This window comes from Rhodovulum bhavnagarense (genome assembly GCF_004343505.1).
Taxonomy (GTDB): Bacteria; Pseudomonadota; Alphaproteobacteria; order Rhodobacterales; family Rhodobacteraceae; genus Rhodovulum; species Rhodovulum bhavnagarense.
In genome coordinates this window covers 75,891-91,344 of record NZ_SLXU01000012.1, presented here as the reverse complement: position 1 = coordinate 91,344, position 15,454 = coordinate 75,891, and the positions used below count along the sequence as shown (strand labels likewise).

Genomic DNA, 15,454 nt, shown 5'->3' with positions numbered 1-15,454 from the left:
AGACCTACGATGAAGCGCTGCTCGACGAGTATGATGGATATGACGTGTCTCTGGAGATTGCGGAGGCGGTAAAAGAAATAATGGGTGCGGAGGGCAGGAATGTCTAAGTTGAAACCACGTGAACGCGATGCAATCGTACAGGCCCTTCGGGCTGGGGTCGTGCCCAAGCTCGGTTTGCGCCATATCCAGGTCGGCCGCGTCCGGGAGATTGAAGAGCTCGTCAAGGACATGGACCGGATATCCGATGGCGGTTCGACGATCCGGTTCATCATCGGGGAATACGGTTCCGGCAAGACGTTCTTCATGAACCTGATCCGCCTCGTGGCTCTGGAGAAAGGCCTGGTCGTGATGTTCGCGGATCTGGCACCGGATCGCCGCATTCACGCGACCGGCGGGCAAGCCCGAGGGCTTTATGCGGAGATGGCCCGAAACCTCTCGACGCGGACAAAGCCCGATGGTGGGGCATTGGCCAGCGTGGTGGAGCGTTTTGTCAGCCAGGCTCACAGAGACGCTGAAGAACGGGATTTGCCAACAGGGTCTGTCATTCGTGAACGCCTTGGCCACTTCGAAGAACTTACCGGGGGGTTCGAGTTCGCTGAAGTCATCCGTCGATATTGGGAAGGCCATGAGACCGGCGACGACGAGCTGAAATCCGCAGCCCTGAGATGGCTGCGCGGCGAGTTCGCGACACGCACCGACGCGCGCAAGGCGCTTGGTGTGCGAACGATCATCGACGACGCCAGTGTCTATGACCATCTGAAGCTGATGTCAGCATTCGTGTGCGAGGCCGGTTACAAAGGATTACTGGTCGGACTCGACGAGATGGTGAACCTCTACAAGCTCACCTCGTCTCAGGCCCGCAATGCGAACTACGAACAGATCCTCCGGATCCTGAATGATGTGCTGCAGGGCAGTGCTGAGAACCTCGGATTTCTTATGGGCGGGACCCCGGAATTTCTGATGAACACCCGTCGAGGGCTCTACAGCTACGAAGCCCTTCAATCGCGTTTGGCCGAGAACACCTTCGCGCGAGACGGATTGGTCGATCTTTCAGGACCGGTTGTTCGGCTGGCCAGCCTGACCCCTGAAGACCTCTTCGTTCTTCTGGCCAATGTCCGGCGGATCATGCAGGACGATGCCGGTGCTCTGCCAGACGACGCGCTCGAGGCCTTCATGGCGCATTGTTCGGACCGGATTGGTGAAGCTTACTTCCGCACCCCGCGCAATACGGTGACGGCCTTCGTGAACCTGCTTTCCGTGCTCGAGCAAAACCCCGGTGTCGAGTGGAGCGATCTGATCGAAAAGATCGAAGTCTCCGAAGACCTCGGCGAAGACATGACCGAGGTAGACGAGTCGACTGGCGCCCAAGACCCCGGTGACGATGATCTGATCAGCTTCAAGCTCTGACGCCGATGAGCAGTGCGTTCGACAAACTGGCGAGGCCTGTTCAGAAATGGATACGCCAGAAAGGATGGCGCGAACTTCGCGACATCCAGGCGCGATCCATCCGGACGATCTACGAGACCAACGCCGATTTGATCGTTGCGGCGTCCACGGCGGGCGGAAAGACCGAGGCGGCGTTCCTGCCGTTGATTTCACAGGTGCTTGACGAGCCGTCGGGCGGCACCGGCTTCGACCTGCTCTACGTCGGCCCGCTGAAAGCCTTGATCACGGACCAGGCCATGCGGCTGGAAGGCATCTGCCAGGAAGCAGAGCTTCCGGTTGTTCCCTGGCACGGGGATGTCTCGCAATCGATCAAGACGCGCTCGTTGAAATCTCCAAAAGGGGTCCTTCTGATAACCCCGGAGTCCCTTGAGGCGCTTTTCATTCGTCGCGGTTTGGAAATTGCCCGCCTGTTTGGGGCGACACGGGCGGTCGTGATCGACGAGCTGCACACAGTTCTGGATAGCGAACGCGGTGTCCAGCTTCGTTCACTGCTCACACGGCTCGAGCTCGCGATAAAGCGCCCAATCCGTCGGATAGGTCTGTCAGCTACGCTAGGCGACATGGACCTCGCAAAGGCCTATCTTCGCCCTGACGCAGCAAGCTCTGTCCAGCTGATCGAAGCAGATGGCGGCGAGGCTGAATTGAGGCTACAGCTTCGCGGCTACCTCTCAGGCGATGAAGATGAAAACAGCCCATCCGCAACGGACGCTATAGCAGCCCATCTTTTCAAACACCTTCGAGGCAGCGACAATCTGGTCTTCGCCGGAGCGCGCCAACGGGTCGAGATCTACGCAGATCGGTTGCGGGAGCTTTGCGAACGGGAGCACCTGCCACAGGAATTCTATCCCCACCACGCGAGCCTCTCCCGAGAACACCGTGACTTCGTTGAGCGGCGCTTGAAGGACCCTGGGAAACCGACGACCGCCGTTTGCACGTCGACGCTTGAGCTTGGAATCGACATTGGTGACGTGACCTGCGTGGCTCAAATCGGTGCGCCATTCAGCGTCGCGGCGTTGCGACAACGGCTTGGCCGGTCAGGTCGGCGTGAAGGACAGCCGGCCATTCTGAGGCAGTACGCTGTCGAAGCCAAACTGACGCCGGAGAGCAGTTTCGTGGATCGTCTTCGCCTCGGCCTGATCAGGTCCATCGCGATGATAGACCTCCTGCTTGAAGGCTGGTGCGAACCGCCAAAACCTCAGGCGCTTCATCTCTCGACGCTCGTCCATCAGATATTGTCAGTCATAGCGCAGCGCGGCGGCGCGTCTGCAAGCGTGGTCTACAACGTGCTCTGCCGCGAAGGCCCCTTTCGAAAGGTCACAACTGAAGTCTTCGCAGATGTGTTGCGTGCGATCGGTCAACCTGAAACCGGCTTGATCGAACAGGCCGGCAGCGGGCTGTTACTTTTGGGACCCGCGGGCGAAAAGCTGGTTGAGCATTACAGCTTCTATGCGGTGTTCCAGACACCTGAAGAATTCCGTTTGGTTGCAGAGGGGCGGGATCTTGGAACCCTGCCGATCGACAATGTTCTTGCTCCAGGGATGCTATTAATTTTCTCCGGGCGGCGTTGGGTTGTTCAAGAGATCCATGATCATGAAAAGGTCATCGTCGTCAAACCCGCGAAGGCTGGTGTGCCGCCTGTCTTCGGCGGCGATGCAGGGGACATTCATGACAAGGTGATCGACCGGATGTTCACCGTGCTCGAGGGGGATTCCAGCCCAGCTTACATGGACAGTGTTTCCTTGACGATGCTGGAGGAAGCGCGTGCGGCATATCAACTGCTAGGGTTTCGGACCGAGAATATCCACTCTCTCGGTGAGCATACATCGATCATTGCAACGCGGGTCGGTACGGTGAAGACATCGACTCTCGCGCTCGCACTCAGAAGTCAAGGGTTTTCAGTCGAACAGCATGACGGGTTTCTGCTGGTGGAGGCCAGGGACGAAACCCCCGATCTACGATCAGTGCTGGCAAATTTTCGATCCGGCGAACCCGTCGATTTGTTCGCAGGCGCAGGAAATCTGATATCAGAGAAGTTCCATCCATTTCTTTCTAAAACACTTTTGGTTCGGGATGCTGAATCCTCAAAGCTCTCGACACAAGCACTTCCCGATTTGGTCAAAACTATTCTTCGAGAAGGAACTTAAAGATGTCCACGACGCGCCGGTCCACGCTTATTGTCTATGGACGACACGCAATGCGGGAGGCCCGCCTTGCGGCGGCCCGTGGTGGTCAACATGGTCTCCAGATCATGTCGTTCGAACAAGCCGCGGTGCGGCTCGCGGGGGGCTTCGTGCGCCCGATCGACGAAGAAAGCCTGCGCGCGGCGATCCAGACGGTCCTCCCTGAAACACCGATGGGCGAACTGGAAGAAATCAAGATGCTGCCGGGCATGATCGGAGCGGCCGCCGACACACTGCACAAGGCGTGGCGAGCCGGTATCGATCTCACCTCCCGGTCAGATGATCATCCAAGGCTTGAAGCCATCGCTCGCCTAGAGGCCGCTGTTTTCACCGAACTGCCGGGCGGCATGATGCGTCCGATCGATATTGTCGCCGCAGCCATCAGCCGGATCACTCATGCGCCCGCCATATTCGGCTCGATGGAAATCGTCGGGCTGACCGAACTGTCTCCCTGCTGGCGGCCTCTCTTGAAAGCTCTCGCCGAACACATCCCGATACAATGGACGTCAGGTCCTCGCCCTGTCCCGGCCTGGCTCAAGGAATGCGGCATCTCCGTCGCTCGTGGCGATGCTGAGGCGCCGGCCATTCGATCCGTCAGTGCCGCGACCGCTTACCATGAGGCAGTAGAGACGCTCCGTTGGGTCCGGGCGCTGCTCGCGTCGGGCGTATCCCCAGCTGACATTGCCATCGCCACCGCGTCGCCGGCCGACTACGACGATCACTTTCTCGCGCTGCGCGCCGATGCCAATATCGATTTGCATTTCGTCCATGGCGTTCCAGCTGTCACCACACGTGACGGACAAACGGCAGCGGCACTCGCCGACATCATCGTGCGCGGGCTCTCGCATTCGCGCTTGCGCCGTCTCGCCGCCCTGTGCCGGGATTCTGCACCTCTGGCGGCCCTTCCCCCTGGCTGGATGCGTGTCCTTCCAAGCGATGCTCCCTTGTCAACGCCGTCCGCCTGGAACCAACTGCTGGCGCGCCTTGCGCCGGACGACTGGCCCGACGGCATCGATCACGCCCCGGTGCTGCGAGCTGCGGTCGATCTGCTGGCAATGGGACCGGATGCGGCACGGGAGATCGGCGAAGCCTTCCTCAAGGGCCGGGCATTGTCCATCTGGCGCAAAGCCCTTCTGGCAGGGCCCGCCGGCGCGATCGACAGCACGCTGGAATCACTGAAACAGGATGACGGGCTCGAGGCTTCCGTCTCCGTGGCCTGGATGCCGGCCAGCGCCCTCGCTGCGTCGCCGCGTCGCTTCGCTCGGCTGATCGGTCTCAATTCCTCCCGCTGGCCGCGCGGTATCGCCGAAGATCGGCTGATCCCGGATCACATCATTCCGACGGGCGAGCTCGACCCGCTTCCCGTAAATTTCGCAGATCGCCGTGACTTTGATACGATCCTCGCCACTACGGGCAGCGAGGTCGTCCTCTCTCGCGCCCGACGCGACAGCGACGGCCGGCTGCTGGGTCGCAGCCCCCTCCTCGCCTTCTATGGCGAGGAAACCTATCTGCGGCGCAACGTTGTTCCCACCCATGCCTTCAGTGAAACCGACCGGTTGATGGCGCGGCCGCGGGAGTTCGCCGCCGATCCCCAGGCATTGAGCGCGCGTTCCTGCTGGCGCGATTGGCGCATGGCCGATGTGACAGCTCATGATGGCCTGGTCCGGTCCGATCATCCCTTGGTTCTCGCGATCCTCGAGCGGACCCAATCGGCGAGCTCGCTCAAAACACTGCTGCGCAGCCCCCTCAATTTCCTCTGGCGCTACGCTCTCGGTTGGAAATCTCCACAAGGTAGTACGGAGCCGCTGGTGCTCGATGCCCTGCAAACCGGTGACCTCATCCATCTCGTTCTCGACCGCGCCCTACGAAACCTCGAGGCGGCGGGCGGTTTGGCGTCGGCTGACACGGCTGCCATTCAGGCTGCGGTGGACGAAGCCGCTGGAGAGGTGGCTGCCGAATGGGAAAGCGAGCGACCCGTTCCGCCCCCTGTTATCTGGGGCCGCACGCTAGGGGATGCGCGCGCTCTTGCCGGACAGGCGCTTGCCTATGGCAATGATCATTTGCCGGGCAGCCGATCCTTTGGCGAGGTCCCGTTCGGCGGGTCCGAGCCCAAGTCGGAGGCGGCATTGCCCTGGGACGCCAGTGTGCCGGTGATCATCCCCGACACCGGATTTCACATTGCCGGCTATATCGACCGGCTCGACATCGCTGATGACGGCAGCTGGGCGCTCGTGCGCGACTACAAGACCGGCAAGCCGCCCAAAGGCGACATCCGTGTAAACGGCGGCCGCGAGCTTCAGCGCTGCCTTTATGCCTTCGCCGTAAAGGCGCTCCTGGGCGACCACATCGCGATCAGCGCCTCGCTACTCTATCCGCGTGAACCGCTTGATCTCCAGCTCGACGAGCCCGACATCGTCCTGACGGAGATCAAGGCATATCTGCGGGCAGCGAGAAACGCATTGACCAGCGGGGCTGCACTGCCCGGGCCGGATACGGGAAGCGACTATGACGATCTCGCCTTTGCTTTGCCGGCAAACGCAGGCGCCACTTACTGCAAACGCAAACAAGCCGCCGCGACCGAGCGTCTCAGAGCGGTCGCGCCGATCTGGGAGGCGGAATAATGAGCAGCGTGAAAGTTCTGAACGATGAAGGCGCCCGGCATGACGCTATCAGCCGTCACGACCGGTCCATCTTGGTAGAGGCCGGCGCGGGATCGGGCAAGACCGCCGTGATGGCCGGCAGGATCGCTGTCATGCTGGCGCAGGGTGTCGCGCCAAGTTCCATCGCGGCAGTCACGTTTACCGAACTGGCGGCCAGCGAGCTCCTCCTGCGGGTTCGGGATTTCGTTGAAGATCTCGCCGCCGGCCATATCGCACCGGAGCTGCGCGCCGGCCTGCCGGAGGGACTGTCTCCAGCACAGCGCGAGAATCTGACGTTGGCCAGCACTGCGTTCGACGAAATCACCTGCTCGACCATCCACGGTTTCTGTCAGCGATTGATCAAGCCATACCCAGCGGAAGCGGATATCGATCCGGGCGCAGCGGTCATCGACCGCAACCAGGCTGATCTCAACTTCCTCGAAATCGTCGACGGCTGGTTGCGCGAGCGATTGTCTGGCGATCAGGGCGGTGTCCTGGCCGAGATGGTGCTGCATAGCCCGAGAGAGACCGTCGCTCTGATGCACAAGATCGCCGAAGCCCTCCGGCGATCAAGGAATCTGGTCGCCCCTGAAGTCACGCCTTTTACAGATCACCAGCAATCCTTCCGGCAGGCAACCGACGAACTTTCGGCCTTTGTGCAAGGCTCCGGCGTCCACGAGCCGGAAACAGAGGTCTTTGCTGCGCGCTTCTCTGAAATGGCGGCTGCCCTTCCATCAGTTGCAGATGGTTCCACGCCCGCCGGGCTAGTCAGGTTGCTGGTTGCACGCCCGCATCCCGACCTTACGACCGGGACGGGCAGCTTTTACGCCTACCGCAAGAAGGGCAAATGGTCGGCGGCGGCAAAGCAGGCCGGGCTCTCCAAGGCAGACGGCGACAGGCTGAACGATACGGCCAGCGGCTTGTACGAGGCGTGCTGTGCCACGTGGACCGCACTGCTGCAGGCGGTTTCCGGGCAGGTCCTTGCGATATTGATTGACGAAGCACGCACAATCCTTGCGCGCTATCGTGAGCACAAGCGCGCCAGCGCCCAGCTCGATTTCGATGATCTCATCTACGCCACGCGCGACCTGCTGCGGAACCATGAATCCGTGCGACAAGCACTCGCCCAGCGGTATTCGAAGGTCTTAGTCGACGAGTTTCAGGACACCGACCCGCTCCAAGCCGAAATCTTCTGGCGTCTATGCGGTGATCCTGGTGATGATCCGCAAGACTGGACGCGCTTCCGGATCCGGCCCGGTGCGCTCTTCTTGGTCGGTGACCCCAAGCAGGCAATTTATCGTTTCCGGGGCGCGGATGTCGGCGCTTATGTCCAGGCCCGCACGGCCTTCTCAACACAGGATGCGGACGGCCTCGTTTCGATTTCGACCAATTTCCGTTCCTGTGCCTCGATCCTCACTTTCGTCAACGAACGGTTCGAGACCGTCCTGTCTGCTGATGGCCAGCCCGGCTTCACTGCGCTTGTTCCCTTCCACGACGATCCCGAAGACGGCGTCTGCGTCGCGGCAATCGATATCGCGGTCGCTGAGGAGAACGGCAAGGCCAGCGCCGAGCAACGACGCGACGCCGAAGCCGAAGCGGTCGCTGAACTTTGCGCACGATTGATAGGCAGTCATCCAGTCCAGGATCGCAAAGCCGGTGCACGACGCCCCTGCCAGCCGGGCGACATCGCCTTGCTCGCGCCAACCGGCACAGAGCTCTGGCGCTATGAAGAAGCCCTTGAGCGCCGGGGCGTCCCAGTCGCAACCCAAGCCGGCAAAGGTCTCTTTCGCCGGCAGGAAGTACAGGATCTCATCGCGATCACGCGGGTGCTCGCCGATCGTCGTGATACACTGGCGCTCGGCGCATTGCTGCGCGGCCCGCTTGTCGGGCTCAGCGAAGAGGAGCTCTTGGACATCGTCTGGGCGCTTCCGCGTTCGGAAGAAGAACCCGACCGGATCCCGCGACTCGACCTCGGCGTCGACCCGGCGGCAATAGCGCATCCGCTGGCGCGCGATGTGATCGGTCGGCTGCAAGCGCTCCAGAAACGCGCCAACAGCACGACACCGAACGACCTTCTTTCGCAGGCCGTCGACGTCCTTCGGGTACGCCCCGTTCTTCTGGAACGGCATCGCGGTCAGGCAGAACGAGCGCTTGCCAATGTCGATCTCTATCTCAGCCTGGCCACCGGCTTTGCAGTACGCGGCTTGCGCGCCTTTTCTGAGGCAATGACGGCGGCATGGACGGATGAGGCCCGCGCAGTGGAAGGCCGACCAGATGCGCAGGAGGAAGCCGTCGCCCTCTATACAATGCACGCTGCGAAGGGGCTTGAGTGGCCGGTCGTCATACCCATCAATACGATGACAGAGGTGATGGCGCCTGATAGCGCCCTGACCGATCGCCAGACTGATACCTTCTACTGCCCGGTTCTGGGTGTCCCTCCGTCCGGTTACGACGCGGCGCGGCAGGCTGAAAAGGATGAACTGGACCGTGAGCGGGTCCGGCTCTGGTATGTCGCGGCAACTCGCGCCCGGGAACTCTTGGTTTTGCCACGGCTTGATGTAACGCCGTCGAAATCAGCTTGGATCGGCCTCGTGGACCTGTCCCTGACAGATCTCCCTCCCCTCGAAGTGTCGCACCTGCCGCTCGACCCGATCTCGGTGACCGCCGACACCAGCAACGGTCAGACACGCGAGAGTTTCGCGGCTGAGGCGGGTGCGATTGCCGAAAGGCAGATGCACCTGACTTGGCTTGCGCCGAGCCGCGACGAGACGGCGAACGGGTCGGTGCTTCAGGAAGAGGAACCGGACATCTGGGCCGGTTCGGCTGATGCTCAGGTGCCTGACGCCGACGCGCTCGCGTCCATCCGGGGCGGACGCGAGCGTGGGTTGATCCTTCACAAGCTTATGGAAGAAGTCCTGACAGGGGAATGCAACGAGGCCGATGAGGCGCTTACCGCGCGTGCTGGCGACCTCATCTGTGCGCTCGGCAAGGAACCTTCCTCCGATCCGGCGAACGGGCTTTCGCCTGAGGAACTGGCCGGTTGCGTGACGCGAACGCTGGCCTTGTCGGAGGTGGCGGCATTGCGTCCCTCATTGCTCGCTGAGTTTCCACTCTATGCCTTTCAGCAAGAGGATGCCGAACTGGTTGCGACGGCGGGCATCTCGGACGCAATATCAGTTGATCTGGAAGGTCGGCCAGTCGTCGTGATCGACTGGAAGAGCGACGTGAATCCCGCCCAGGAGACGCTTGATCACTATCGGGCTCAGGTGCGTGCCTATCTCGGCATGACCGGCGCCGAACGGGGCCTGATCGTTCTGATGACGAACGGGACGGTGATCACCGTCCCACCTTCTCCCCAGACGATTGCGGCATAGTCTAGGACCCTGCCACCGGGCCCCGCAAACGCCCCGAACCCACGTTGGACGATCTCTTCAATCCCAAGGTCGAACTGATGCTGCCGGCTCGGCTTACAATCGCGGGCGAGGCTATAGCAGCGAGAGGAGTTGGGTTTGGAATAGGGCCTTGCGAAAGGACTCAGCCCGAGGGGCAGCGCACGATTCTGAGCTGGCTATCGTCAACTGAGCCAGTTGTCTCCACCACATAGCCGTGCCTTACTTATCGAGCAATTTCGCCGGCCATCACGGCCCTCCCATGAACGGCGAGCGTCGCGGTGAACCTTGGACAGCCGAACTGCCGGATGACGTTGAGAACGCGAGCCTCATAGGCCGCCTGCCCGATGAGCCGACACAGGTCTGACGCGTGAAACTGCCGGTTACCGCTGGGGGCAGCCTTGATCTGAGCGTGCAACTCTCGCTCCCGCGGGTCAACCACATGCTGCGGAGTTGGCGCTTCCGCCGATCGGCTTTCTGAACCGGGTGAGGTCCGCCATCGGCGCATGAACCCGAGTAGGTAGCCGGCTGGAACCCTGTCGTTCCCGCGCGCCCGGTTAAAGGCAAGAAAGCGGTCCCAGATCACCTGCGTGTCGACGTTCCAACAGGGCAGGGCCCTCTTCGCAGCTCTGATCAGGTCCGCCCAACAAGTCTGAAAGACGTTCGATGTTTCCGAAATAGTGATCTGTCCTGAGAAAATAGTTTTGTTATTTCTTTCTCTAGATAGTGATGTGTCGCCTGTGCCTGACGCAACATCCTGAGCGCGGTCCTCGGCATCGAAGGCCGTGAAGCGGAAGAGCCAGGGCGCGAACTTGCCGTTGGGCTTCTCGCGTCTCAGCTCCAGCTCGGACGCCTCGAGTTCAGCCAGCAGCTCGGTCAGGTACTGTCGCGAGATGCCCATCTTCGACGCCAGGTCGGCGAGGGTGAAGGCGGCTGTCCCGCGCGGCAGTCCGTTGTAACCCTCCTTCCACGCTATGGCGTCGAGGATGACAGTCGCCAGCTTGTGGGCGGAAACGGACAGCTCTGTCTGGGTGATCCGTCTCAGGATCAGGCCGGTCGTGGGTTCCATGGTCGGTGTCTCCTGTGAGAGACGACCCCATGCCGAGAGCAAACAACATTCTTGCCAGCAAAACAACTTTGCTGGTTGCGGCGGTTCGGACAGTGCGCTAGAAGATCCTTGTTCACGGGTTCTTCTAGGGCGGCGTCAGGCTTTTCGGTCTGGCGTCGTTTCCCTTTTTGGGTTCGGTGCACCGTCACAGGTGCAAGATGATCGGGTGCGGACCTGCCCCGGGCAGGTCCGGGCAAGTTCAGTAGCGGACCTCTTCGAAGCCGTAGTTCCCCTCATGATCCCGCCAGTCCACAAAGACCGAGCGGTAACTGACCCAGTTACAGTGCGCGGTGTCGGGCAGCTGTGAGGCGGGTGGAACCTGGGCGACACTCGACCGTGTCCATCGATAGTCGCCTTGCACCCCATACGAACCGAGGCGGGTGCTGTCGTAACGGTTGCAATCCCCATCCCGGTTTTCGCGTTGGCTGAACTGGATGTGAAAGACACGGATGCTGCGGACGAAGTCGAAGGCGTCGCCCGAAATATCGATGTCGGCCTGCTCGTCTGACTGTACTTGGACCAGGGGCAGGGGAGCTTGCGGTACGCTGACCTGAGGTGCCTCCCGGAAGCCGATGTCGTAAAGCCGTTCCATCGGCGAAAGCGGGGCGGGGGCGTTGAACGACGCCCCCAGCGGGCAACGCCAGATCTGCAAGGGTGGCTCGATCGGCCAGGGTGTGATCCTGCGGATGAAGACCGCACGCGCATGGGCACAGGGCGCCGATGCCGGCCAGCCGCCCGCAAGACAGAGCAGAATGGCGCAGTCGACCTGATAGGCTTGCGCCGGCTCGACCGAACCGACGAGGCTCGATGCTGTGATGGCCGCGGCGGCTGCCGCGGTCCGGACCTTGTGATTCATGACGCCGACTCCAGCTATAATGGTGCGGCGATACAAAACAACACTTACGATAGCAAGCAGATTTGCTCGCTGAGAAACAGCGTGCGCTTCGGTCGTGCTTCGAAGGAGTGCGACAAGGGATGGAATGAAGTCCTACATCCTTGGAGATGAGGCTCTGATGCCTCGCCACAGCCATCGGTAGCCAGCCCCGCTCTTGGTTTCGGCCGTAGCTAGGTTGGCCGCCCTGAACCACGGTCCCGCCGCCGCATCCTATGCAGCACGCGAAAGCCGTTGAAGGCCTACCAGAGATGTCTACTGTCACCGCCATGACAAACCGGGATCATATGCGCGCTTTTTTGCGGCGAGCCGCGGCGCTTGCCGCCTTCATCGCCCTGCTCTGGGCGATTCAGGTCGTCAACTGGATCACGGGCTACAGCCTGAACCCGACCTTCGGACTGATCCCACGGTACCTCGGTGGGTTGGATGGTGTCATCGCGATGCCCCTTCTGCATGGAAGCTTCGGTCACCTGATGGCCAATACGCCGACGCTGCTGGTGATGGGTGGACTGCTGGTGGCAACAACGACGCGAGCCTTGATGCCGGTGAACGCCGTGGTGATCGGCCTCGGCGGCGCTCTAGTCTGGCTCTTCGGCAGCTCGGCCATCCATATCGGTGCGTCAGGTTTGGTTTTCGGCTGGTTCGGTTTCCTGGTCGTGCGCGGCCTCGTGGATCGCTCGCCGATCACGCTGGGCGCGGCAGTGGTGGTCGGTGTTCTCTATGGCTCCATTCTCTGGGGCGTTCTTCCGGGCCAACCCGGCGTGTCGTGGGAGGCGCACCTCTTCGGTGCCATCGCCGGCGCTGCCGCTGCGTTCTTGGTCCGAACGCATGTCCATGCACCGCGCTTGGGCAACGTCGATCTGGAGTGAAGCGCCACAACTGACGTGCCCGGCCCATACCTGTCAATTAACCATAGCCTGGATTGCTGCATTCGCAGCCTGCTTTGCCGACATTCGCCGCACTCTCGAAACCGTACATTGTCAGCTGGGTAAATCTAATTTCAGCTCTGCGCACGCCCATTCTCTGTAGTCTGGTGAACAGTTCTTCAAGTATTCGTTCGGGTCAATCTCGGTCAGCACAGTGTCTCTTGGCACCGTAAATCTGATCTGATGCGCAAGAAGGCATCCGATCACATAGTCATCAAATTCATCCTCATGAAACTTGCACGCGGCGATCCCAAAGTGGTTGCTGAGTAAGGGGTCAATGTTTGAGTAGATGAAGTTAAGACAGGCGTATTGAACATCGCAATCTCGGTCATCGACAAAGTGCTGGATTTGGTTTCGGAGCGCTGCAATGCGCCGATAGCTCTCTATGTTCGGAACTTTGATGCCGGAGGTGGCCCATAACACGCTCGGCAGTCTAGAGAAGTCATGTGTTCGGCCGTTTTTTAGCAGCCAATCCAAGTCAATTTCGTCATCAGTGGCTTTTTCGCCAATGTTCTTGAACAAGAGTAGAGGATGTTCTTTGGCAATGAGTGCCTTAAGAACGAGCTCTCCCGCATGAGCGGCGGCTAAAGGCGCAAGCGATTGTCGATGCTCCATTCCCGGATCAAAATATACGGCGTCTGTGTTTGCCCGCTTCAACGCGTCAGTTGCGAGCCCCAAAATCCTCGTTGAGATACCCTTCAAACTTTCATGCATTGTATCGGCCGTGGATACGAACGCGTTCCCTTAGGTCAATCATCAAGCAAAACTTTGCTGAAGGCTTGGTTTCGCTTCTTGGCCATAGAAACCAAGGTGTCATAGCCAAACGCTTGTATAAAAATTTCGCCGTTGTCGAAATAATGGGTCCAAATCTTAGGATCGTGGGGATTTTGGAAGTTATGCCGTTTAAGGATTTTTATTAAGCTCGGAGTCAAATCGGCGATAATAAAGGCACTGCGGCGTGCAACTCGCTCAAACGACATGTGGGCACCATCCGTTCGAGTAATGCCGCCAGCAGCAATTGCCTTTTCCAGTGTGTCGATGACCTGCGTCACCGGATCGGATTTGGCTGGTCCAAAGCTGTAGTCGTCTCGGCTCGGCTTCTTAAACTCAACGATAGTCAAAGTGGTGCCATCCTCGTCACCTAAAACCATCGTATCATCATAAAACAAAAGGTCCGTGACCTTGTCACCTTTTTTGCGTCCGCCGCCGTGCATTGTTCGATCACTCGACACATACGGTAAGAAAGCAAGAGCGTCGTCGATCAGCCAAAGGTTATGCTGGAAATACTCAATATCTACACTGTCACTGAACCGGCGAAATATCAGAGAATGAACCTCATCCTCAGAACCACGCTTCTTCGAATCGTCAAATTTTCGAGCCGCGTCGAGTAGCTCAATAATGCTCTTGCGATGGATGACATACTCGGCAAGTGCTTCCTTCTTTCCAGCATCAATGCGGCTCGCCAAATCTTTGATTTTTTCAGCGTATGACGCTGGATCATTGGCAGCCTCAGTTATCTGCTTGAGCAAATCTCCTGTGTTGCGATACCGAGATAGCGCGAGGTCTTGAACGAACTCTTCTGGCCCCCAGTGATTTGGTTTCTTGGCGACATACTCCGAAAGCGATTGCCCCTTTAGGCCCAAGCGCAAGATCGGGTTCTCGTGCAAGGCGATATTGAGTTTCTGCGCCTGCCCGGTTTTGATCTTTTCGATCTGCTGCTTTTCTCGGTCCTGAATCTTGTCACAGACAGCGCCCACGATTTCTTCAACCGCCTTGGGCGGCAGGTCCAAGCTGGTGCGCGAGTCGTTCAGACGGGTTTCAAAGGCATCGCCTCGCACGACTGCAACAATGATAAATTTGCTATCGTCCTCGTCCACGAAATGCGTGGCACCCAGCTTGTTTGACAGGTCGCGGGGGTGTCCAACAATCCGGTCTGCCGCGGCGAAAAGAAGACAATGGCTCTTGAACTGTTTCGTCTTGGGTATCTTGGTCAGCGTATAGTTTAGGGTGCATGTTGTGCCGTCGATAGCAGTGTCGATCTGACCCGCAGCATGTTCAACGAAGACCGCTTTGAAGTAACTGGTGATGTTCTCTGGTTCTTCATCGTCGAATTGAAGAAGGATTTCTGGCAACCCGCGATATAAGAAATATGGTAGAAAGTGTGATCCGATTTGATCTTTTACATCCTGCTTTGACAAACCGCCGATAAGATCGAACCAATCATTCAGTGGCTCATCCAGCTCGACACACAAGCCGCAGCCGGGAAAGTCAGGTTCACCATCATGGAAAATGATTTCCTCGTCCTGCGAAATGTCAAAGCGGAACGTCTTCGTCGCCTCGGCAGCAGCCGTTTCAAACCTGCTGGAGTAGTGAATACGCGAAAACACCTTGAACGCTATGAAGCGACCAAATCCGCGTCCGCGCTTGCTGAGCTTGTATCCGCTAAAAGGCGTCCTAAACGACCTATAGTTTTCGTCATTCAGACCGACGCCATTGTCGGTGACGCTTATCATCACCTTGTCAGGGTCATTTAGGTTTTCGAATTTGACGAGGATCTTTCCCCTGCGAGATGCTTGGTCGTCGAAACGCTGTTCGATTCCGTCCATCGAATTTGAAAGCGCCTCGAATACGGGCAGCAGGAAGCCTTGCACGTTTACCGACAAGTTGGTGCGTTCGAGAACAGCCGGCATGTCCGGCTTGATCAAGGCATCGGCATCGTGCCCAGGAGCTCTTTCGCCATCCATATTGTTATCCTTGCTCACCACTATGGCGGGACCACTGTCGTATTCCATGTGTTGATAGCAGGGAAGGCTTGCGTCCGCATCCTTAAACCTAGGGCAATGTCCGCTTTGCTGCTGACAAACAAATGCACTG

Annotated in this window: 9 protein-coding genes; 5 read left to right on the top strand and 4 right to left on the bottom strand. The window is 59.3% G+C overall.

Features of this window, described 5'->3' with window-relative positions; translation table 11 throughout:
- Window positions 1–99: 99 nt before the first annotated feature.
- From EV663_RS11780 to EV663_RS11765, 4 genes are read left to right on the top strand one after another with little or no spacing between them, the layout of a single operon-like run.
- On the top strand, window positions 100–1,407 hold the full coding sequence (locus tag EV663_RS11780) for an ATP-binding protein (protein WP_132952075.1): 1,308 nt from the start codon (window positions 100–102) through the stop codon (window positions 1,405–1,407).
- 5 nt (window positions 1,408–1,412) lie between these two features.
- Entirely contained in the window at window positions 1,413–3,590 is a 2,178-nt protein-coding gene (locus EV663_RS11775; protein WP_132952073.1) for a DEAD/DEAH box helicase, read from the top strand.
- 2 nt (window positions 3,591–3,592) lie between these two features.
- Entirely contained in the window at window positions 3,593–6,247 is a 2,655-nt protein-coding gene (locus tag EV663_RS11770) for a PD-(D/E)XK nuclease family protein (protein WP_132952071.1), read from the top strand.
- The gene (locus EV663_RS11765; protein WP_132952069.1) at window positions 6,247–9,639 is read left to right on the top strand and encodes a UvrD-helicase domain-containing protein; all 3,393 of its coding nucleotides are present in this window, start codon (window positions 6,247–6,249) and stop codon (window positions 9,637–9,639) included. The genes EV663_RS11770 and EV663_RS11765 overlap by 1 nt, the downstream gene beginning before the upstream one ends.
- Before the next feature lie 241 nt (window positions 9,640–9,880).
- On the opposite strand, the gene EV663_RS11760 is transcribed toward EV663_RS11765, so the two are convergent.
- Together EV663_RS11760 and EV663_RS11755 are read right to left on the bottom strand one after the other, a co-directional pair.
- Window positions 9,881–10,723, bottom strand: coding sequence for a hypothetical protein (locus EV663_RS11760; RefSeq protein ID WP_132952067.1), 843 nt, complete (start codon window positions 10,721–10,723; stop codon window positions 9,881–9,883).
- Window positions 10,724–10,961: 238 nt separating this feature from the next.
- Window positions 10,962–11,618 carry a hypothetical protein gene (locus tag EV663_RS11755; RefSeq protein ID WP_132952065.1) on the bottom strand — a complete coding sequence of 219 codons (657 nt, stop codon included), beginning with the start codon at window positions 11,616–11,618 and terminating at the stop codon, window positions 10,962–10,964.
- 323 nt (window positions 11,619–11,941) lie between these two features.
- On the opposite strand from EV663_RS11755, the gene EV663_RS11750 reads away from it, so the two are divergent.
- Window positions 11,942–12,523, top strand: coding sequence for a rhomboid family intramembrane serine protease (locus EV663_RS11750; protein WP_132952085.1), 582 nt, complete (start codon window positions 11,942–11,944; stop codon window positions 12,521–12,523).
- 111 nt (window positions 12,524–12,634) lie between these two features.
- Here EV663_RS11750 and EV663_RS11745 read toward each other — a convergent pair whose 3' ends face one another.
- Together EV663_RS11745 and EV663_RS11740 are read right to left on the bottom strand one after the other, a co-directional pair.
- Window positions 12,635–13,294, bottom strand: a complete 660-nt coding sequence (locus EV663_RS11745; RefSeq protein WP_207904427.1) for a hypothetical protein — start codon at window positions 13,292–13,294, stop codon at window positions 12,635–12,637.
- A 35-nt stretch (window positions 13,295–13,329) separates the two neighbouring features.
- Complete coding sequence (locus EV663_RS11740) at window positions 13,330–15,324, bottom strand: ATP-binding protein (protein WP_165910187.1); 1,995 nt, start codon at window positions 15,322–15,324, stop codon at window positions 13,330–13,332.
- Between the last annotated feature and the right edge of the window lie 130 nt (window positions 15,325–15,454).